The organism is Sutcliffiella horikoshii, from assembly GCF_008180725.1.
Taxonomy (GTDB): Bacteria; Bacillota; Bacilli; order Bacillales; family Bacillaceae_I; genus Sutcliffiella_A; species Sutcliffiella_A horikoshii_B.
This window is the reverse complement of sequence record NZ_VTEV01000008.1, coordinates 72,971-94,838: the sequence shown is the minus strand read 5'-3', so window position 1 is coordinate 94,838 and position 21,868 is coordinate 72,971. Positions and strand designations below refer to the sequence as shown.

Sequence of the window (21,868 nt, the reverse complement as noted above, 5' to 3'; positions counted from 1 at the left end):
TATTCAATTAAAGCCCTAGATTATTGAAGAAGAAATTATACTCATTTTTATATATATATTATTAAATCATTGTTATCTATATAATTGGTAAATAATTTGTTTATATGTTCTTCAATCTCTTTTCCCCATTTTTCACCGTCTTCAATGGATGCTGGTTCATCAAATTTAGTTTTAATATACTCTTGTATATATTCATTTCTTTCAAGATATGTTAAAGACCACATCTCATAGTATTCCTTAGGTGTGATACCTAAAATTTCTGCTTGTTCCTTATGAAAATCTTCTATCTGAATACCTTCGCCACTGGGGTAATAGGTTTGTTTTAGTTCTTCCAACTTTTGTTGAGATACTGTAATTCCTATAGTCTTAGCTTCATTTATAACGATTTCTTCTTTCAAGAAAATTTCTATATACTCGTCTTCAATTGGATACTGTGTAAGGATATCATTTACTTTTATATCCACACCTTTAAAGGTTGCTATTAACTCATTTTTATCGTAAGTCTCTTCAGAACAAGCCACTAAAAAGACTAAACTGATAAAGCTGAACAAACATAATTTTAATTTCATAATAACCCCCAATTAATTTCTACATAAGATACAATTTAATTTTTGTAGTTTCCTCAACAATCCTGCCCGTTTGTTGAATAACCATATGTAAATATCATACCATAAAAAGTAAATTTTTCCTTGTTATTTTAAATACAACAACCTTTACAAAAAGAGCAAAAATAAATGATATAATTTACCTTAGATAAAAATGGTAAGAGAAAAATATATGTTGTTTGACAGGACAAGGGGGTTGGATTAATGAAAAAAATTAATCTTATATTATGTGCAATTGGAATTATTGTTTTAGGGTTAGTTTCAGGATGTAGTAAGGAGAATACAACACAAAACCCAATAGTTTCATTAGAAAGTGTTGATGTGCGGAACGTTGCGGACGGAGTGGAAGTATCACGGTTAGAATATCTAAGTGATGAACATACAGTAGTTGGGTATATGCTTAAACCCAAAATGGATACCGATGCAAGTTTGCCTGTTCTAATCTTCAATCGCGGTGGTAACCAGAATGATGGCATGGTTACTGCTGATACGTTGGGTTACTTGTCTAATTGGGCTAATCAAGGATATGTTGTTTTGGCTTCCCAATATAGAGGTAGTAATGGCAGTGAGGGCACGGATGAGTTTGGAGGAAGTGATGTAAATGACATATTAAATCTTTTACATGTTGCTGAAGAACTTGAATACACGGATGCTTCGAAAGTAGCTATGTTAGGAGTATCACGAGGTGGAATGATGGCTTATTTGAGCAATAAAAATAATGCAAATATAAAAGCAATTGCGGTTATAGGTGGTATAACAGATTTGTTTGACTTTTACGAGTTTAGAAATGATGGAATTAAACCTATGTTGAATAAGTTAGTGGGAAATCCAGAAACAAACGAAGAAGAATTTAAAAAAAGGTCGGCTATTTTTTGGGCAGAAAAATTAAATGTACCTACTTTAATACTTCACGGAGAAAATGATACGAAAGTTCCTGTTTCTCAGGCGAGAGAATTAGCGAATAGATTAGAAGAAGAAAATAAAGAGTTCAAATTTGTTGAGTATGAAGAAGGAGACCATTTATTAAATACACATTTTGAAGAGTCTCATAAAGAAATTTTTGCTTGGTTTGATCATCACTTACATTAATCTATAAAAAAGCAACCATGATGGTTGCTTTTTTAGATGCTGAAAATTGATATTTGCACTATTTTTTTTTCAGATATTGATGATTTTTTCTCAGAAAAGAGAACCGGGTCTGTTGTGTGGAAAGAAGGTCATCTAAGGTAAATGATATCTTTTAAATCAAACTGCTTATCAGTTATACCCAACCTTTGTGCAGGTGTCTTTTTACCACTCTTTGTTTTTATCGGAAAACAAAAATTATAGTAGGTACGTAATATCGTTACTGCCATTTGAGCATATTCAGGGTTGCTGTTTGAATACATATAATTCTTCTTATCAGCTTTGGCAGAGTGAATTGGCCTTTCTAAAGGAGATAACCGTCTTCGAATAAGCTGAATGAAAGCATCTGTAGACTGATCCGAAACATTTACCGCTAATTTGGCAATGTTCAAGGGTTCTAATGATGAAAGGTCTGTAGTGCAATCTATCCAACGGTACCCCCGGTCTGGAGAGGCTAAAGGGTGTTCTATTGGATTGTCGGCATAAGTGTTAAAGGAGCCTTTAGAAGTATGTTTTACTTCATGAAACTTATGTGTTCTAAAAAGTTCTTCTAGTTGCAATATCGCTAACTGTTTTGCACTTTCCTGCTCGTATCCTTTCTCGATTCCCCAATTTTGCAAATCTGCTAGTGCTTGTTGATATTCTCTTGTAGATTGTGTCCTAGATTTGGCTTTGTCTGTTTGGCACAGAAAATGATGAGCATCACTTAATCGTATCTCTTTCCCAAACACCCGATAAATCGCGGACATAAGTGATTTATCTTGATCTGTAACAAATCGCCATTCAGAAACATTTAAAAGGTGCTTAATAAGCCAGAAATGAGCAATAGCAGTATAAGTTGGACTAACATGTAATCCGTGTTTGTATTTTTCTCTTTGTTTTACCTTCCGTAAGAGGGAATTGTACTCAGATTTTGATTGTGTATCATTTTGTGTTGGAGGTTGCGGGAAGTGCTTAAATTTAATAATTCTAGCGTATCTTTTCATCAAATCGTTTAAATGGTCAGATTTAAAAAATTTGGTATCCTCTTCGATATCAGAAAAGTTAATATCCCAGTCATAAGCGATATCACTTCTGAATACATATCTGGAGTTTGCATCAGAGGTGATGATGATCCTTGTTTGGAAGTTCAATTCATCTAAATCATCGAAGTTTTTACTTCCCATCCCTTTTTTTCGTTCATTACTTAAATAATAAAGCATCTGATCTGTACTCAACCAAATTTCACTAAATTTCGTCTTTGAAAGTTTATTGGTTTCATGCCTCTCTAAAAACTCTAAACATCTCCTATAAAGGAATTTCAATTTCTCATAATAGGTTCCTTTTCCAATATCCAGAATGTCACAAGCCCTAGAAATAGGAGTTTTATTCAATAATAGCTTTGCGAAAAGGTGCAACACATCATGCCTTTTTTGATTGTATGTTATGGACTCTTCTCTTTTAGGGGTTAATGATGTCTTTTTCTTACAAGATTTGCACTGATACCTTTGGGAGCCAGTGCTGCTGAGACCTTGTTTATAAAAAGTATTGGGATGAACAAATGGATCATTCTTTTGAAATGGGCATTCTTCCTTATGAAATATGTATTGTGGCTTATTGTCTAGAGGTGTATTAATTCTGACGAGTCTACTAATTTCATCTGCAATAGACCAATTGGAAAGGGCTAAGGATTTACAATTTAAAGACATTCCTACCTCGGTACTGTCAGGCACAGTATTACAATAGATTTGTTTAACACTCCAGTCACCATTAGACGGAGTACCTAATTTATAACGGCTGGGCTTACCTTTTGTTTCGTATCTTTTTTGAGGCAGGAAATACGACTTGCAAAAGGGGTTAATACAGTGATTAAGTTGAATCTCAAATGTTCTTTCCTTCCACCGGATAGTTACAGGTCGATGGAGATGCCCCCTATATTCAAATGCGAATTTCTTCGGGGGGATTAAGTGGTAGTTATTATGACGTTCTTTGAGTTCCTCTTCTGAAACAGGAGGGATAATTTCAACAATTACATCGTCTTTACTTGATAATCGTTTTTGAAGGGCCAATGTTATTCATCTCCAATTTTGTCTTCTATTTCAAGATGTTGAGCAATTCTCTTGTTACTACGTTTACTTTTAATCCACTCAAGAAACTTTTCATCTTCAAGCAAATTCAATAAAAAAGTATCTACAATTTCACCTTCGGTCCGTTCGGTGTATTCGGAATAATAATGGATTAAATGTCTTACTCGCTCAGAAATACGCCAGTCCACTTCTTCAGCATTTTTGTATAATGGTTCGATGAATTTCACAATCTCTCACACCCTTGATTTATTTGCATAGTAAACAGCATACCAAATTGCAACACAAAATAAACCCCTAAATACACCACCGCATAAATTTATGCGATAGTGCAATTAGGGGTGCAATTTACTGTGCAAAAACCATACAAAAGTTAATAAAAATAGTCTTAAATTCATATATACTAACAAAAATTTAAAATACAAAATGGTGTTCAATTTGTATTGCAAATCATGTTGTAATTAGCTGTTTTCTCCCTCTCAACCGAACGAGTTATATTTCACCAGGAACGGCCCTACTTACGTTACAAACCTTACTTACGTTACAAACCTATTTAAAAGGTCTCTTTTATAAAAATAGGCAATCAACAATAATAACCTAGAAGGTAATTTTTTTGGAAATATCCTCTTTTTATAATATTTATAATACCCTCTCTTTAAATCATTCCATTGAGTACAATGTTTATCCTGTTCAAAACGCACCACATCAATAAGCTTTACCTTTCCATCCGGGTTAATAAGTATGTTATGGAGATGGATGTCGGATGGATTTAGCCCTCTGTTTTTTGCTAACAAAATGGCATGATCTACTTCCTTCAACACATTCTCCTCGATATGCTTTCCCATTACCAAGCATTCAAACAGAGTAGATCCTTCTATAAAGTCAATGACTATATAATTCTCCCCTGAGGCATGCATCACAGGAAAGAAAGGGATTCCCTTTAGCTTATCGTATATTTTCGCTTCTCTTTTAGCTAAATGTTCAAAAGGAGGGTAGAACACTTTTAGCACTTTTTCTGCATTCTTAAGCTTAAAAACATATGCACTTCTACCAGAACCGGCTATAGTCAGCTGCTGATCGTTGAAAGAATCAACTACAACATTTTTAGGAGTTCGCTTAAAAACAACAGAATCTGCAAGTTGCTGATAAGAAATGTCAATTTCTGTAGTTCCCCTCATCTGGCATCCCCTACTCTCCTAGATACATTAAGACCCTAATTCCTCCAAGAGGTTCATCATTGTTGTCACTTCATTAATTAAGGTGTAAAGCTCGGAATCTTGCAGTTTCTCAAGTGCCACTTCCCCATCTACCATAGCGTTTTCGATTACATTTTTAAGTTCTTGATTTTTATCTACAATCTGTTGATGAACACTTTCTGCGATAGCTGGAGCCTCGGTGTTATTAAATTCATCTATTTCAACAAGCATTTCATTTAGTCTCGTTTCCAATTCTTCCTTTGCATTGACATCTGTAGCTGCATCTTGGATCATTTGAGGTGCTTCCTCTCCAAAGTCCTTCCAAGTATTAATATGCTCCGTTGCTTCGTTGACATATTCCAATGAACTATTAACTTCTTCCAAAACAGAACAACCGCTTAATAGAATAGATGATAACAATGCAAATGTAATGATAACTTTACGCATATAAATCCCTCCTATTTCTTCATTCGTTTTTTTACTTCTTTCATTACCACTGGCAAGACCTTCTTTTTCGCAATCTTTGCGCCTTCTTTCAAAATAAATGCTTTAAAGAGTTTTTTAATCATTGTTGTGACCTCCCAAATTTTATCCCAATGAAAAAGACCCTTCACCATAATGGCGAAAGGTCCCTCTATACAACAGACCTTTGCCAGATTAATGAAGCTGACAAAGGTCTCGCTAACAACGCATTGTTGCCAACAAAGCCGAGGACATCATGTCCCGTAATGACGACTTTGCTGAAAAAGCTACTCCCCTTTGGGATAAACGTGATTATATTATGTTTATTCTAGCCGATTAGGCTGAAAACGTCAACTTTACATAGAGTTTGTAAATGGTTTGTAAAATTTCACATTAAATATTGGGGCATAATAAAAAGTGTGATATATTAATATCGAAAATCGATATCGTGTTTCGTAAACTAAATCCATCTTTTCATAAAGGAGGACGTCATTTGGAAGAAAGAGTACTTAGAAAATTGTTCCTCGGTTTTATTCAAATCCATATTCTTCATCACGCAAAAGAACATCCAGTATATGGTGCCTGGATGCTAGAAGAGTTAAGGGAACATGGATACTCCATAAGTGCTGGAACATTGTATCCTATCTTGCACACAATGGAAAAGGACGGCCTTTTACATAGGGAGGACCTAAATGTAGAGGGAAAAATCCGAAAAAACTATACCACTACAGAAAAAGGAAATCTGATTCTAAAGGAAGCAAGAAACAAAGCTTATGAGCTTTTTAAAGAAATTAAAGAAGGTGATCAACATGAAGAAACCTAACAAATTAATATCATTATTAGAAATCTTAATTGTATCAACAAGACTAGGTCTTACTTCTTTCGGTGGACCAGTAGCCCATCTCGGTTACTTCCATAATGAATATGTACGCCGTAGAAAATGGTTAGATGAAAAAAGTTATGCTGACCTTGTAGCCTTATGTCAATTCTTGCCTGGTCCTGCGAGCAGTCAGGTTGGAATAGGAATTGGCGTGATGCGTGCAGGAGTATTTGGTGGCATTGTTTCCTTTTTAGGATTCACGTTACCATCAGTCTTAGCATTAATTATATTCGCTATCATCCTGCAGGGGTTTGACGTAGGTAATGCCGGATGGATTCATGGATTGAAGATTGTCGCGGTAGCTGTTGTCGCTCATGCCATTTTAGGGATGGCAAACAATTTGACGCCAGATTTAAAAAGAAAAGCAATTGCATTATTTGCACTAGTAATTACTTTATTGTGGCAAACCGCATTCTCCCAAGTTGGAGTAATACTTGTTGCAGCTGTCATTGGTTTTTTCTTATTTAAACAACATATCACTGCGGACGACTCTCGTATGGAGTTTCCAATCTCCAAGCGTTTAGCAGTAATTTGTTTAACTCTATTCTTCGGTCTCCTAATTTTGTTACCTATTTTAAGAGAACCTACTTCTTTGAATTGGGTGGCACTGTTTGATAGCTTCTACCGATCTGGATCCTTAGTATTCGGTGGAGGGCATGTTGTTCTTCCTTTACTAGAGCGCGAATTTGTTCCAACTGGTTGGATTAGTGAAGAAGCATTTCTTGCTGGGTATGGTGCTGCGCAGGCAGTCCCTGGTCCGTTATTTACATTCGCCGCTTATATCGGTGCAGTCATTGATGGCTGGAAGGGTGGACTGTTAGCAACATTCGCTATCTTCCTTCCTGCCTTCCTATTGATTCTTGGTACATTGCCATTTTGGGATTCCTTGCGTCGTAATTCCAAAGTGAAAGCTGCATTAATGGGAGTAAATGCTGCAGTTGTTGGAATTTTGATTTCTGCTTTCTACTTTCCCATTTGGACTAGCTCGATTTTAGCTCCCATTGATTTTGCTTTTGCAGCTATTTTGTTCAGCATGCTTGTCTATTGGAAGCTTCCACCTTGGATGATTGTATTAACAGGTGCCATTGGAGGAACATTGATGGGATTGTTGCTTTGATTAATGGAATGTGAGATGCATGGAGTTTTGCCTATGAGCACAATGTTTGGGGGATTTCACTACTAGCGGGCTTCTTTGCTCTCGTATGAGGACAATGTTTACGGAATTTTACTTACTCTGGGCGTCATTGCTTCCCTATGAGGACAATGTTCTCGAGTTTTCACCTTCTCCGGGCGTCATTGCTTCCCTATGAGGACAATGTTCTCGAGTTTTCACCTTCTCCGGGCGTCATTGCTTCCCTATGAGGACAATGTTCTCGAGTTTTCACCTCCTCCGGGCGTCATTGCTTCCCTATGAGGACAATGTTCACGGGTTTTCACCTCTTCCGGGCGTCATTGCTTCCCTATGAGGACAATGTTCTCGAGTTTTCACCTTCTCCGGGCGTCATTGCTTCCCTATGAGGACAATGTTCTCGAGTTTTCACCTTCTCCGGGCGTCATTGCTTCCCTATGAGGACAATGTTCACGGGTTTTCACCTCTTCCGGTAGTCATTACAACTCTACCAAGACACTGGTTGAAATTTTTTGTTGCCATAGAAAGTCATTACACAAATAGTGAAGAATAACAACCGGCTTCTCACACGAGAAGTCGGTTGTTTTGTTAGTGCATAATTTATACACTATGGTGCAAAGTTTTTAATCAAACCTGTTAATGTCCATACTAATGGAATAAAACTCTAAGCCTTTCGCTAAGGAGATGAATTCATGCCCGAACACTTCGAAGTTGTCTTACGCTCCATTCTCGCCTTTAGTACCCTTCTGATAGGAACAAGAATATTAGGAAAGCAAACCATCTCACAAATGACATTATTTGATTTTATTGCAGGAATTTCCTTAGGGGCGATTACAGCGAACTTAGCTTTTAATCTCACGATTGATATTCACCATTTCCTTATTTCACTCTTTATGTTCATTTTTATTCTATTTGTTACTGCATATATCTCGATGAAAAGCAGAAAAGCTCGAAAGTTTCTTGCTGGTGACCCAACCGTTATCATCCAAGACGGCAAAATCCTGGAAGAAAACATGAGAAAGATGAGATATACTCTTGATTATTTAAACCAGCAACTAAGGGAAAAGGATGTTTTTGAAATAGGAGAAGTATTATATGCAATGGTTGAACCGAATGGAACCTTGACAGTATTAAAAAAGCCATTGTACAGGGATGTAACCCCCAAGGATCTTCAACTTCAGCCCACAAGTGAAAGTGGATTGCCCATTGAACTAATTATGGATGGAAAGATTATTAATAAAAATTTGGAGGAACATGCCCTTTCCATCGAATGGCTGAAAGGAGAGGTAAGAAAACGGAGTATCAAATTAGATAATATTTTTTATGCGGTACGTTCCTCTAACGGATACCTTTATTTCGACTATTATGACGATAACATCCCTTCTCCAGTAGATAAGGAATAACTACTAAAGTAAAGCACCCGGAAGGCAAAATCACATGCCGTAACTAGGGTGCTTTCCTTTTATTGCATCAGCCACCATCCAGCCGCTCAAGCTACTTCCTAATGAACCTGCTCCTGGAAAAACGGTATCTCCACAAAACCATAGCCCATCCACACGAGAGTTTGGAGAGTAATTTTTCAATAAACTATACTTACCCGAAGGAATATAACCGCCTACCTTTCCATCTGCTCGTTGGGTATAGCGCTTAAAAGTAACGGGAGTTCCCGCCATCTTTATATCAATTTTAGAAGAGAAACTCGGGAACCTCTTATCAATAGAATCAATTATTCTTTCCATGTATTCTTCTTTTCTACTGTCATACTTTTCCCTATCCCACCATTTGTCCACATTTGTATGGGTAGAGATAGTAATGGATCTTTTTCCTATTGGTGCGAACTTTGTATCTCCTTCTTGTGACATTGAAAACAAGAATTGATTCCCTTCTGATAAAGGGGATTCATAGGATGAGATAAATTGGTGAAAAGGAATGGAACTTGATTCAGGTATCAAGAATGAGGGATCTGCTCCAATATAAAGCGTAAAAGCTCCCCAAGCATATTTTTGTTTTTCTTTCTCCTCTTTTAAAGGTAAATCAATATGCAACTCAGGCTCCAACAACGAAAATATATTATGAACCGGGGCATTCATAATCACCTGCTTTGTTCTGAATACCTGTCCACGTTTCGTCATAACCGTCCAGACATCCCCCTGTTTGGCTATACTGACCACTTTATGTCGCAGGCGCATTTCCCCGCCAGAAGTATGATAGTTTTCCGCTAAGGCATGGATGATAGAAGCAAGGCCACCCTCCACGTAAAATGCTCCTTTATGAAAAATACTTAATGCCATATAACCTAACAAAGAAGGACTGGAAGCAGCTGTCGTTTGAACACTATCCATCAGCTGACCATTGATAAACGTCATAAACGGCTTGTTTTTAGTTAAACCGTATTTGGATAGTCGGTCTTGTAATGATTGAGTTAAATATGGGGCCAACCCTAGAAGTTTTACATCCAAACTTCTTAATAACACAAAGAATTCTGAAACAGTGGCTGGTGGAAAGATAGCCCGTTTCTCTACAAATTTCTGCAATATCTCGGCTACCTTAAATACTTCTTCAAAAAATGCATGGATACGGTCTTGATCACACTCAAATTTATCCATGACTTCTTTATACCATCTCTCTTTATCTGAGAAATAAGTAACCGTCCGGTCAGGAAGGTACACATTCATTATTTCATCAAGTTTTCTCATTGGGGGAATTGGGGCATCCAGCTCTTCAAAAAGTCTTTTTAGCATCCCACCTTCTTCAAAACCCATGCCAACTGTTGCACCTGCACTGAACCGGTAACCTGAACGCTCAAATTTGCTCGCACACCCACCAAGCTCGCTTGCAGCTTCAAGTGTCAGAACATCGTACCCTGCTTTTGCAAGAAGAGCTGCTGCTGTAATTCCACCAAAGCCAGTTCCGATAACTATTGCATCTTTAAGCATGCTGTTTCCTTCTTTCCTTCATGTATTACTTTTATTATATAGAATGGTTATGAAGTCGCTAACCATGAATGTGTTTGAAAGTTTAATGGAAAAAAGTGATGGGATATCCCACCACTTTCTTTTCAGAACTACACAGTGACTTTTCTTTTTAGCAACCCCACCATGACAGCTGTCACAATAGCTCCTACCAAGATTGCTAACACATACATGAAGATTCCACCGGTTACAATCGGAATAACAAAGATTCCACCATGAGGCGCAGGAAGGCCAATTCCAAATAACATGGCCAGCGCACCGGCTACAGCAGAACCTACCACCGCAGAAGGGATGACACGTAATGGATCGGCAGCTGCAAATGGAATAGCTCCTTCTGTGATAAAGGAAGCCCCCATGACATAACATGTTTTTCCTACTTCCTTCTCTTGTTTATTGAATTTATTTCTAAAGATGGTTGTAGCAAGGGCCAAACCCAATGGAGGCACCATTCCCCCTGCCATGATAGCTGCATGCGGTGCGTAGTTTCCTGCATCAATCATCGCGATACCGAATGTGAAGGCCGCTTTGTTTATAGGTCCACCCATATCAATGGCCATCATGGCACCTAATATAATTCCTAACACAACTAAATTTCCAGAGCCTAAATCACCTAACCAAGATGTCAACCCTTGATTAAACGCTTTCAAAGGAGTCACCAATTGCAGCATGATTATTCCTGTAAAAAAGATACCGAATAATGGGTAAAGGAGAACAGGCTTAATCCCTTCGAGAGATGCTGGTAACCCACTGAAAGCTTTCTTTAAACCCAGAACGAGATAACCTGCAAGGAAACCCGCAATTAGGCCACCCAAGAAACCAGCTTCACCCGTGTATGCAATCAAACCCCCTACCATTCCTGCAGCAAATCCAGGACGGTCCGCAATACTCATGGCAATAAAGCCAGCAAGTACAGGAATCATTAAGTAAAAGGCATTCCCGCCCCCAATTGTCATAAGAGCTTCAGCAAACCAGTGATAGCTAGGATCATTAGGATCTGATGCATTGATTCCAAACATGAAGGAAATAGCAATAAGAATACCGCCTCCTACAACAAACGGTAACATATTGGAAACTCCGCTCATCAAATGCTTATAGAAACCAGATCGACCCTTTTTCCCTTCTGTACTTGAGCTACCAGATCCCTTGTATGTTTCCCCTTCGCCACGGCTTGCTTTTGATAAAAGTTCCTCAGGCTTCCGGATTGCTTGAGCGACAGGTACCTGAATAATCTTTTTGCCATTAAACCGTTCCATTTCTACTTGCTTATCGGCAGCGACGATAATTCCGGAAGCGTTGTCAATCTCTTCTTGGGTCAGTTGATTTTTCACACCACTTGATCCATTCGTTTCCACCTTTAATTCTATACCCAGTTCTTTCGCTTTCTGCTTTAACGCATCTGCCGCCATGTAAGTATGTGCGATTCCAGTGGGACAGGCGGTTACTGCAAGTATCAGCCCTTTGTCAGTAGAAGAAGCTGCTTCTACTTTTTCCTCTTCAAACAATTCCTTTTCCTTGTTATCTATTAATCTGATAACTTCCTCCTTAGATGATGCTGCTAATAATGCATTCCGGAATTCAATATCCATAAGCATTGAAGACAAACGAGATAAAGTTTCTAAGTGTTCGTTGTTGGCCCCTTCACTTGCTGCTATCATAAAAAACAGCCGACTTGGTAGGCCGTCCAGTGACTCGTAATCCACTCCAGCCTTTGCCACACCAAATGCAATTGCCGGAGTCCTCACAGCATCCGTTTTCGCGTGCGGGATCGCTATTCCCTCACCGATTCCAGTTGTACTTTGTGCCTCTCTGGCAAGGATTGCTTCTTCATACTTCCCTTTGTCTGCTAGCTTTCCTGCACCATCCAAGGAGTCAATTAATTCCTTAATAACATCAGGTTTCTTACTTGATCTTAACTCAAGGGTAACTGTTTCTTTTGTTAGTAAATCTGTAATTTTCATGATCCTTTCCCCCTTTATAACTTTTCTATTTTCACTAGATTTATCAGTCTATTAACATCTGTTTTTTCGCAAAGGTCATGAGAAAATGCTGTGGCACTTCCGGAGGCAATTCCGTAACGCAACGCTTCTTCACTTTTCCTTGAGTTTACATACCCCACAAGGAAACCGGCGACAAGCGAGTCCCCTGCACCTACGGAATTTTTCACTTTCCCATCAGGCGCTTTTGCGGAATAAACACCATCCCTTGTGTACAGAATTGCTCCTTCTCCAGCCATGGACACAACCACATTCTCGACACCCTGTTTATGAATCTTGCCTGCGTAATGGATGACATCACCTTGAGATTGAATGGTGACGTCAAACAGATCACCAAGTTCATGATGGTTTGGTTTAATAAGGAAGGGTTTGTATGAAAGGAGTGATTTTAATGTTTGCCCTCCAGTATCCATTACTACTTTTGCTCCATGCTGCTGACATTTTTGAATGAGCGTTTCATAAATATTAGATGGAACTGTGCTTGGAATGCTCCCGGCAAGTACAACGATATCTTCACTTGAAAGCTGGTTCAGCTGTTGAAGCAATCTCTTCACCGCATCATCATCTACTAAAGGACCAGTTCCATTGATTTCTGTTTCCTTATACGCTTTCAGTTTTACATTGATACGGGAATGTCCATCCACTTCTAAAAGCCTGACCGCCACTTGTTCCTCTATTAGCTTCTCTTTTATAAAATTACCGGTAAACCCTGCCGCAAAGCCTAGCGCCTTCGTATCTGCACCGAGCCTTTTTAAGACTCTGGAAACATTGATACCTTTACCACCGGGATAATAATGTGTTTTGTTGGCTCTATTTATGGTACCTTCTTCAAACCCTTCCACCTCTATTACATAATCAATGGAAGGATTCAATGTAATGGTATATATCATTAATTCACACCTCTATCACAGTTGTTTTATCTCTGAAAGTTGGGGCAAGCACCTCTTCAAATTGATTGGTTATGAGCGTTCCTGATTGAAGTGGCGCAATTTTTGCAAACGCAACTTCATTGATCTTAGAAGAATCCGCTAGAATGAAAGCTTCATTAGCAAGTTTAATGGCCAAACTCTTTATACTGGCCTCTTCAGGATCAGGAGTGGTATAACCAGTTTTGGGATGGATTCCGTTTGCCCCAATGAAAGCTTTATCAAAATTGTACTCTAGCAAGGATTGACTAGCTTTGCTTCCGATAATCGCACCCGTTTTATTTTTCATGAAACCTCCGACAATGTAAGTTTCCAGCCCTTTTTCCATTAAAGATTGAATATGTGCAAACCCATTAGTAACAACCGTTATCTGCTTGCTTTCTAGATAGGGAATCATTTGAAATGTAGTGGTCCCGGCATCAAGGAAGATACAATCGCCATCATTGACAAGATCAGCTGCCCTTTTAGCAACCTTCTTCTTTTCATACAAGTTAATGGACGCCTTCTCCAGTATGCTTGGTTCCTCCCCCTTTTGAAGTATTCTCGCAGCCCCACCGTGAACTCTTTTCAGTTTATTCTGTTCCTCTAGCTGACTGAGATCCCGGCGGATTGTTGATTCTGATGCTCCTGTTGCGTCTACAAAATTCTGGAGTTTCACTACTTCATGCTTTTGAACTAATTCAAGTATTACTTGCTGGCGCTCTGGTGTTAACATGGAAATCACCTTTTCCTTTATTCGTTTGTATGTAGTTATATTGTAATGTAAGCTCTTTCAAAAATCAATCATAATCAATCAAAATGAATCAAAAGCGTTTAATATCATCCAAAACCTTTCACGCACTTCCATAACCTTTAGGTTAATTTTTCTAGTATTCCCATTACTAATACCGCTTTCCAGTCAACGTAGGAGCTATTACATCCCACTGTCAATGAAATATATAGAATTAATGTTATACTTGATAGGATATCCTCTAGAAAAAACATATGATGTTCATGACACGATGCTTTTGATTATCATCTGAGTTATTGCCATAATGTTTATTTTGGTTGAAATCAAATCTATTTTAGAGGTGAGACCAATTACTGTTTCTACACTCCAAAGTCTAGAGAGTTTAAATATAGGTCACGTCTATTATCTCTTTCAGGATAAAGACGTCTATCTGGAAAACTTAATATCTTTTGTAAAAGCAGGAATTAAGACCAGGGAAAATGTTCTTATCATTGAGAGCATGAAAAACATTGCCAAAATAAACAATGAACTAAATAACCATTTTAATGAGGAAGAGAAATCAAATATCAGAGTAGTGAGTAATTTTGATTACTATTTTGCAAGCGGGGACTTTAATACAAAGGCAATGCTAGATCACTTTGCTAAAGATGTAATTTTATTTAATCGGGAAAACAACTCAATTAGGACATGGGCCAATGTGGAATGGGCTTCAGATGACCCTGATGCGGAAAAGTTAAAGCTTTATGAAGCAACCATCGACGATTTTGTACTTGATGAACGAATGGTTTCAGTGTGTGCTTACTCCAGCAACTCCATCACTCCAAATTTAGATAAGATATTGAAAAAATTGCATTATTATCAAATGACTGATGACAGTTTTGAAATATCCAACCTATATAAAAAACCTTGAGGGGTCAATTCCCTCAAGGTTTTTGTTATATATACTTTCGCTGCACACTCTTCCCGTCATACGTAAACAATACATTCTTCGTCTCAATCACCGATTCCATATGGACTGGCCTACCCCAAATCTGGAAAATATACGGCATTACTTTTTCTAGATATTTTAGGTCGAGTTCAATTCCCTCAAACCAATGCTTTAAATAAAGTTCCCCTGCTCTTAGGTAGTCTCCGTCATTAACGGTAATATATGGGAACCCACCGTTTACACGCATATTCACGAGTTGATCGCGTACTTGTTCCCATGCCTTATCGACAATTTTATAATCTTTTCCCTGTTTTTGGAAAAGATACATATCCTCACGCATGACTAAATCCTTATTTAGATAGTTGCGCAGGAAGGAAATATCCGACTCTACTTCCCTTACCTCAAACATCTTCTCACGCCCAGATCCTGGTTTTACTCCATCACGGAGCATTGATTCCGTCGGGTTGTTGTAACGTTCCTCGATATCCTCAAAAATTTTAATGCCAAGATAGTATGGATTGATACTTGTTTTTGAAGGTTGCACGACCCCCGCATTCAATTTTGCATATTCCAATGCCTCATCACTTGTAAGATCCATTTCGCGGAGAATTCGTTGATGCCAGTAGGAGGCCCAGCCTTCATTCATGATTTTCGTTTCCATTTGCGGCCAGAAATAAAGCATCTCCTCACGCATCATTGTGAGGATATCACGTTGCCAGTCTTCAAGCTCACTACTGTATTGTTCAATAAAGAGAAGAATGTCTTTTTCCGGTTGAGGAGGAAATTTCTTTTTTCTTTTCTTTGGAACTGCTTTCGGTTTACTACGATTATCCAAATTCCACAAGTCATCATATTGACTCGCCTTCTTTGGTGCTTCTTCCTCTTCCTCCATATCCTCCATGCTCCAGGCAAGCTTGGATCGAATAAGAGAAGGATCGATGTGTTCCTGTATGGCTAGGACCGCATTCAAGAAGTCCTCTACTTCTTTTTTTCCATAATCTTGTTCATATTGCTTAATTCTCTCAGCAGTTGCCGCCATACTCTCCACCATGTCCCTGTTCGTATTCTGGAACCGGCAGTTATTCTTAAAAAAGTCACAGTGGGCAAGAACATGCGCAACAATTAGTTTGTTTTGAATAAGTGAGTTAGTATCTAAAAGAAAGGCATAACATGGATTCGAGTTAATAACCAATTCATATATCTTACTGAGTCCCAAATCATAGTGCAGTTTCATCTTGTGAAATTGCTTCCCAAAGCTCCAGTGGGAAAAGCGTGTCGGCATGCCGTATGCTCCAAAAGTATAGATGATATCAGCAGGACAAATTTCATAACGCATTGGATAAAAGTCCAGTCCAAACCCTTTGGCAATCTCGGTAATTTCATCAATGGCGTGAAATAAGGCCTTTTCATCATTTGCTCTCATCAAAACTACCTCCCTTTTCCTCTTATCACAATGTATGAACAAGGTGACAATATCATGAGAAGGGATTGTTCGATTGCGACATTTTTCTGTTACCAACCACCAAACTTTAGCTCAATGTTATACTATAGATAAGCGGTTTCGAAGGAGAATACATATATGGAATTTATATTATTTATACTACTAGGATTTTCAATCAGCATGCTTTCCGGTTTTTTTGGAATAGGAGGCGGTCTCGTACTGACGCCGGTCTTGCTTCTTATTGGCAACACACCCATTGAAGCAATTTCTACAAGTCTTCTTTATACCATCGGGACCTCTGTGGCAGGTGTATATGCCCATTTCAAAATGAAAAACATTCAATGGAAGGCAGCACTCATAATTGGGGCAAGTGGAGTCGTTGCCACACAAATTGCTTACCCTGTTGTAAGCTGGCTAGAGTCCAATGGGTATGATACCACTGTTGTACCAATTCTTTATCTTCTCTTACTTACCTATTTTGCATATAAAATGTTGAAGAATGAAAACGGGGAGAATCCAGTTGCTTATGATGCCACTTCGAACAAGCAGAGCTTCTGGAAGTTTATTTTCATAGGAGTCATTGCAGGATTTCTTTCTACTACCCTAGGTGTGGGTGGTGGATTTATCATTGTCCCATTATTGATTGCATACTACGGTTTTTCTTCAAAACAAGCGGTAGCAACAAGCCTTGCAGGAGTCATTTTAATTGTGAGTGCAGGATTCATTACATATGCAGTAAACAATCCAATAAATTTAAAGGTAGGATTATTTTTGATTGCCGGGGCCATCGTTGGTTCTCAATTAGGCGCAAAAGCTACATCTTTCTTTAAAAGCAGAAGTATACAAAAATTGTTGGGGTTTCTATATATTGTTACCATGCTTAGTCTTATTTTAGAGATGATAGAACTGTCTACAGTTGGCTTGGTGGTCTTAGGATGTTACACCGTATTTATTAATATCTTCTTGCTGACAAGACTTTTAAAGAAGAAAGTACAGCCATCTCATTTGTAAAAAAGAAAAGACCTTCCTTTTAACATTGAACTGTTAACAAGGAAGGTCTTTTTTGTTGAATCATTAAGCCAAGTATGATAAAAATGCTGTTGCAATTCCAAAATAAATCAATAAAGATAGGATATCGTTCACGGTTGTGATAAGGGGACCGGATGCAATGGCCGGGTCTATGTTCAGTTTATAGAGAATTAAAGGAATGATAGTACCCGCGAGTGTACCGATGATAAGAGTGAAAAATAAAGAAACCCCTACAACCATTCCCAAAATCAAATCGCCTCGCCATACAAAAGCAATGATGGCAATTAAGATAGCACATGTAATTCCAATTGTTATTCCCACTCCAAGTTCACGGAGAACAACTTTTGTAACCAGCTTTTTATCCAAATCACGAGATATTAGTCCACGAACAATCACTGCAAGGGACTGTGTACCCGTGTTACCTGTCATCCCAGCTATCATCGGCATAAAAAATGCCAGCGCCACAACTGTACCTAATGTGTCTTCAAATCCGCTTATGATACTGCCTGAAATAAGTCCAATAAACAATAATAAGATCAACCACGGCAAACGTCTTGCAGAAGCCACTAGGGCAGGTGTATCAAAGTCAATATCTTTACCAGATGCAGATAGTTTTTCAATATCTTCATTTGCTTCTTGAATGACGACGTCGATGACATCATCGACTGTAATGATTCCAATTAAAGTTTTTTCATCGTCCACAACAGGGACCGCTAAGAAGTCATATCGCTCGATGACATTTGCCACTTCTTCTTGGTCTGTGTCAACATGGACGGAGATTACCCTTGAAAACATAATTTCCTGAATCTTTTCATGCGCGTCTGCCAATATAAGATCACGGTAAGAGACAACGCCTACAAGCCTTTTTTCTTCATCAATGACATACAAGTAGTTGATGGTCTCCGCCAGTTCCGCAAAAGATTTAAGTTTATCGACCACTTCCCGGACTTTGTATTCCTGAGGTATCCACACGTACCGGTTTGTCATCAATCGGCCAGCAGTTTCCGCTTCATACTTCATTAAGTCCTGAACGGCGGTAGATTCTTCTTTGTTCATTTTTGCTAAAAATCGGCTCTTAACTTCCGGATCCATTTCATCGAATAATGTGGCTAAGTCATCATTGTCCATTCGGTCCATTACTTTTGCCGATTTTTCCACACCGATTTTTTGTAATATTTCCAGTTGCAATTCCTGATTTAGTTCTTGAATTAGTGCTGTTAGTTGTTCGATTGAAAGGTATGTTAAAAATCTCACTTTATGTTTTTCAGGAAGCTGTTGATAAATGACTCCTGTGTCATAAGGTTGAAGTTCTTCAATGATATCTTGAAAAGCTTTTCGCTTTCCATCTTTTAAGAAGTTGATGATGTTTAGAATGATTTGATCCTCTGTCATGTTTTTCACCATGAGCTTTGCCTCCCCTGCATGCTAAGGAGTACCAGGAATTACAATCTTTATTTTACCATGTGGGTGGTAACGAATAATGATATGTATGTTCCAGTACTTCTTATTAAATTCGTCCTCGGACTTGGACTACTATCCATTTTCGTTACCACCACCTTGAAATTTGTATATTAATGTAACTCCCTGTTTCCTTTCGTTCCAGGTGGGAATGAGGTTTCATTCATTAAAAAAGCACCTGTCATTTTGGTCGAATGAAGGTGCATGAAGCCCCCTAACGAAGGTTTTATGAGTTGATTTTGTTTTTCATATTTACTACTCTACAAGGGAAAAACGGACGGTGTCAACCTTTTTTACATACTCTTAAATAAATCACTTATCAAATTAAATACCCCTTTTTTCTTTTGAAAAACCAATACGATTATTCTGCCTCATTAATTTTAAATTCATTACGGTCTAGAAACAGAATTTTTGCTTGAGCCGCAAGGTATATACCCACCTTTTTATTCCGCTTCCATTCTTCCTGAAAAACCGATATCGGGGGATTGGTATCTTCCACAAAATAAGAGATCTCCGGTGTGAAGGAAGGCCTATTGAATTCTAAAACAAACCAATCGGAAAACCCACCACCAACGGCATGCTCCTCGGGTTGGTCTAGTTCATACCCTGTTAACTTCGATAAGTGATCTGCAATTTTCTTATCCCGTTTTACCACTGCTTGATTATTTTTGAAGTACCAATACAGAACTCTCCCAGAGGAGTGATAGGTAACCGCCATTAACGGCTCTAATTCCTTTGTAAAATGTACAACTGCCTGAACCTCTTTAGCTTGCAGCGGATTTTTCCCCTTATAATATTGATAGGATGGAACTGCCGTTTTTTCTTTAATGTGTTTCCAGCCTGCGGGGTATTGCCTGTTCAAATCAATTCCCATCCCATTTGCTTTCCAGCGATCAAAATCCGTACTATTCTCATTCATGTGGATTAATCGAGTTTGATGATGTTTAGGCAAAAAACCTATACCTTCTTGTTGAATTCGTATTCCATCAGGATTGACCATCGGGACAAACCAAATGGAAACATCATCTAATAGCTGTGAATTGTAACCAAATATATCTTGACCGCTATTATACGCTTCTAGGTAATATTCCAACTTTGTCATGACAAGACTTGTCGTAAGCCATTCTCTTCCATGGTGACCACCGAGAATAATGATGTTTTCTTTACCTTTACCTATTTTTGCAGCCCAGATATTTTGACCAAACTCTGATTTTCCAATTAACTTGATTTGTATCTCTTCCTTATACTTTCTATTCAAAAGTCTCAAATCTTCCCGCATTCTGTCATATGTATACCATTCTTGAGCATTCACTATTTGCTCTGCAGCTGATATGACTGGGTTAATTTGCACAAAAATAAACAGTAAAACAATCAGTTTCCATCGCTTCATTTATACACCTCAACATTGCATTTCAGTTATTTTGTGTAAATTTTCGTTTGGAGATACGACCAACATTTTCAACGGTGGAAACATCACTTTTTGACACAAAATAATAACACTCCTTAACAAGAGGAGGCGAGGATTCCAGATGAACACCGTTGATTATGACCGCGCCTTATATTACACGCACCGATCTGAATGGGACAACTTGCTTATCCTGATGGTGCGGACTAAAGATGACTTCCTCTCCAAGAATATCGAGCATTTCCTTCACTCCTACAATTTCTCTAAGGATTATAAGGAAATCGAGAACAATCTCTATCAGTTGCTTCGATATATTGATCACGCTGTAACAAGGAGCACAGAAGATCAATTGGATGAAATCAGTCACGGATATATGGTGTAAATCATTTCTTAAACAAACAGTGATCCGAGGTGTTAAGAGCCTTGGGTTGCTGTTTTTATATCTAAAATTTCCATTGTGCAATATTATTTTGTGCTAATGAGGCTTTACACGTACGGAATTCCAAGAGGTTAATGAATATTGACGAAGTAACAAAAAAAGTATCTCCCCTAGATGAAAAGAGACGACCATGATAACCTCTCTCGTCCTATTTTCTTGCCACTCAGGTCTTCATACCGACCATGAAGACCTCTCTCGTCCTATTTTTTTGCCACTCAGGTCTTCATACCAGCTATGAAGACCTCTCTCGTCCTATTTCCTTGCCACTCAGGTCTTCATACCGACCATGATGACCTCTCTCGTCCTATTTTCTTGCCACTCAGGTCTTCATACCGACCATGAAGACCTCTCTCGTCCTATTTTCTTGCCACTCAGGTCTTCATACCAATCATGAAGACCTCTCTCGTCCTATTTTCTGCTACTCAAGTCTTCATACCGACCGCAATTCGTTTTATCGTTTCCTAAACAAAAAAAAGACCTCTAATTAGGCCTCTTTACTCTGCATCATATATTCACGCATTTTTACATACATCACTAACTCTTTAAATAGTGCATCAACCAACTCTGCACTCTCTTCATTCACAGAATCATTTTCATAATCAAAACAATGTGGATCCAAAACCAATTGTCTTGGTATCACATTCGCATAGACCCCACGGCCAACCACACGCATGTTGTTCAAGGCATTAATTCCGCCTTTTCCACCACCAGCTACTGCCAACAATCCAACAGGCTTGCTATGGAACTGCTCGCTCCCAAGGAAATCTAACGCGTTCTTCAACGCACCGCTCATCCCACTATGGTACTCAGGAGACAAAAGCACAACTCCGTCAGCTTCTTTAACCTTCGCCCTCAAGGCCGCTACGTTTTCCAACTCCGCCTGATAAGACTCTCCATTATATAACGGAATGTCACCATCACTTAAATCAATAACTTCCACACCATATTTATTTTGAAGAAATCGTGCGGCTATTCCAGTACGACCTTTTTTCCTTGGACTACCGTTTATCGCTAAAATTTTCATAACTATTTACTCCCTCCAACTGTCTTTATACATTTAGTATATTCCACATTGTTCATTGGCAA

The 21,868-nt window shown here is 38.4% G+C and carries 20 protein-coding genes; 7 read left to right on the top strand and 13 right to left on the bottom strand.

The window, feature by feature from the left end; all coding sequences use genetic code 11:
- Positions 1–47: 47 nt before the first annotated feature.
- Positions 48–569, bottom strand: a complete 522-nt coding sequence (locus tag FZC76_RS18520) for a hypothetical protein (protein WP_148989657.1) — start codon at positions 567–569, stop codon at positions 48–50.
- Positions 570–809: 240 nt separating this feature from the next.
- On the opposite strand from FZC76_RS18520, the gene FZC76_RS18515 reads away from it, so the two are divergent.
- On the top strand, positions 810–1,694 hold the full coding sequence (locus FZC76_RS18515; protein ID WP_148989656.1) for an alpha/beta hydrolase family protein: 885 nt from the start codon (positions 810–812) through the stop codon (positions 1,692–1,694).
- 128 nt (positions 1,695–1,822) lie between these two features.
- Here the strand turns inward: FZC76_RS18515 and FZC76_RS18510 are convergent, their stop codons facing one another.
- The 4 genes from FZC76_RS18510 to FZC76_RS18495 form a co-directional block, all read right to left on the bottom strand.
- Complete coding sequence (locus tag FZC76_RS18510; protein WP_148989655.1) at positions 1,823–3,778, bottom strand: insertion element protein; 1,956 nt, start codon at positions 3,776–3,778, stop codon at positions 1,823–1,825.
- A 2-nt stretch (positions 3,779–3,780) separates the two neighbouring features.
- Complete coding sequence (locus FZC76_RS18505) at positions 3,781–4,023, bottom strand: hypothetical protein (RefSeq protein WP_148989654.1); 243 nt, start codon at positions 4,021–4,023, stop codon at positions 3,781–3,783.
- A 306-nt stretch (positions 4,024–4,329) separates the two neighbouring features.
- Positions 4,330–4,971 carry a protein kinase family protein gene (locus FZC76_RS18500; protein WP_148989653.1) on the bottom strand — a complete coding sequence of 214 codons (642 nt, stop codon included), beginning with the start codon at positions 4,969–4,971 and terminating at the stop codon, positions 4,330–4,332.
- 27 nt (positions 4,972–4,998) lie between these two features.
- A complete protein-coding gene (locus FZC76_RS18495) occupies positions 4,999–5,436 on the bottom strand; it encodes a DUF6376 family protein (protein ID WP_148989652.1) in 438 nt (145 codons plus the stop codon).
- 508 nt (positions 5,437–5,944) lie between these two features.
- Here FZC76_RS18495 and FZC76_RS18490 point away from each other — a divergent pair.
- The 3 genes from FZC76_RS18490 to FZC76_RS18480 all read left to right on the top strand — a co-directional run bounded on the left by FZC76_RS18490 (position 5,945) and on the right by FZC76_RS18480 (position 8,863).
- On the top strand, positions 5,945–6,274 hold the full coding sequence (locus tag FZC76_RS18490) for a PadR family transcriptional regulator (protein ID WP_148989651.1): 330 nt from the start codon (positions 5,945–5,947) through the stop codon (positions 6,272–6,274).
- Positions 6,261–7,448: a chromate transporter gene (locus FZC76_RS18485; protein ID WP_148989650.1), complete on the top strand. Its 1,188-nt coding sequence runs from the start codon at positions 6,261–6,263 to the stop codon at positions 7,446–7,448. Before FZC76_RS18490 ends, FZC76_RS18485 begins: the two co-directional genes overlap by 14 nt.
- A 704-nt stretch (positions 7,449–8,152) precedes the next feature.
- Positions 8,153–8,863, top strand: coding sequence for a DUF421 domain-containing protein (locus tag FZC76_RS18480; RefSeq protein WP_148989649.1), 711 nt, complete (start codon positions 8,153–8,155; stop codon positions 8,861–8,863).
- A 30-nt stretch (positions 8,864–8,893) separates the two neighbouring features.
- Here FZC76_RS18480 and FZC76_RS18475 read toward each other — a convergent pair whose 3' ends face one another.
- From FZC76_RS18475 to FZC76_RS18460, 4 genes are all read right to left on the bottom strand, one after another.
- Positions 8,894–10,396, bottom strand: a complete 1,503-nt coding sequence (locus tag FZC76_RS18475; RefSeq protein WP_148989648.1) for a phytoene desaturase family protein — start codon at positions 10,394–10,396, stop codon at positions 8,894–8,896.
- A gap of 128 nt (positions 10,397–10,524) precedes the next feature.
- Positions 10,525–12,390: a PTS fructose transporter subunit IIABC gene (locus FZC76_RS18470; RefSeq protein ID WP_148989647.1), complete on the bottom strand. Its 1,866-nt coding sequence runs from the start codon at positions 12,388–12,390 to the stop codon at positions 10,525–10,527.
- A gap of 14 nt (positions 12,391–12,404) precedes the next feature.
- Positions 12,405–13,316, bottom strand: a complete 912-nt coding sequence (pfkB, locus tag FZC76_RS18465) for a 1-phosphofructokinase (protein WP_148989646.1) — start codon at positions 13,314–13,316, stop codon at positions 12,405–12,407.
- Between the two features lie 4 nt (positions 13,317–13,320).
- Entirely contained in the window at positions 13,321–14,067 is a 747-nt protein-coding gene (locus FZC76_RS18460; protein WP_148989645.1) for a DeoR/GlpR family DNA-binding transcription regulator, read from the bottom strand.
- Positions 14,068–14,386: 319 nt separating this feature from the next.
- On the opposite strand from FZC76_RS18460, the gene FZC76_RS18455 reads away from it, so the two are divergent.
- Positions 14,387–14,992, top strand: coding sequence for an MEDS domain-containing protein (locus FZC76_RS18455; protein WP_262372720.1), 606 nt, complete (start codon positions 14,387–14,389; stop codon positions 14,990–14,992).
- Between the two features lie 25 nt (positions 14,993–15,017).
- Here the strand turns inward: FZC76_RS18455 and FZC76_RS18450 are convergent, their stop codons facing one another.
- Complete coding sequence (locus FZC76_RS18450; RefSeq protein WP_148989644.1) at positions 15,018–16,433, bottom strand: SpoVR family protein; 1,416 nt, start codon at positions 16,431–16,433, stop codon at positions 15,018–15,020.
- A 156-nt stretch (positions 16,434–16,589) separates the two neighbouring features.
- Here FZC76_RS18450 and FZC76_RS18445 point away from each other — a divergent pair, with 156 nt between their 5' ends.
- Positions 16,590–17,462: a sulfite exporter TauE/SafE family protein gene (locus FZC76_RS18445; RefSeq protein ID WP_148989643.1), complete on the top strand. Its 873-nt coding sequence runs from the start codon at positions 16,590–16,592 to the stop codon at positions 17,460–17,462.
- 63 nt (positions 17,463–17,525) lie between these two features.
- Here the strand turns inward: FZC76_RS18445 and mgtE are convergent, their stop codons facing one another.
- Complete coding sequence (gene mgtE, locus FZC76_RS18440) at positions 17,526–18,884, bottom strand: magnesium transporter (RefSeq protein WP_148989642.1); 1,359 nt, start codon at positions 18,882–18,884, stop codon at positions 17,526–17,528.
- 415 nt (positions 18,885–19,299) lie between these two features.
- Positions 19,300–20,328 carry a M14 family zinc carboxypeptidase gene (locus tag FZC76_RS18435; RefSeq protein WP_148989641.1) on the bottom strand — a complete coding sequence of 343 codons (1,029 nt, stop codon included), beginning with the start codon at positions 20,326–20,328 and terminating at the stop codon, positions 19,300–19,302.
- Between the two features lie 139 nt (positions 20,329–20,467).
- Between FZC76_RS18435 and FZC76_RS18430 the strand changes: the two genes are divergently transcribed.
- Positions 20,468–20,725 (top strand): YhdB family protein, encoded by a 258-nt coding sequence (locus FZC76_RS18430; protein ID WP_060667079.1) that lies wholly within the window; start codon positions 20,468–20,470, stop codon positions 20,723–20,725.
- Positions 20,726–21,266: 541 nt separating this feature from the next.
- On the opposite strand, the gene FZC76_RS18425 is transcribed toward FZC76_RS18430, so the two are convergent.
- A complete protein-coding gene (locus FZC76_RS18425; protein ID WP_148989640.1) occupies positions 21,267–21,806 on the bottom strand; it encodes an NADPH-dependent FMN reductase in 540 nt (179 codons plus the stop codon).
- Positions 21,807–21,868 lie beyond the last annotated feature (62 nt).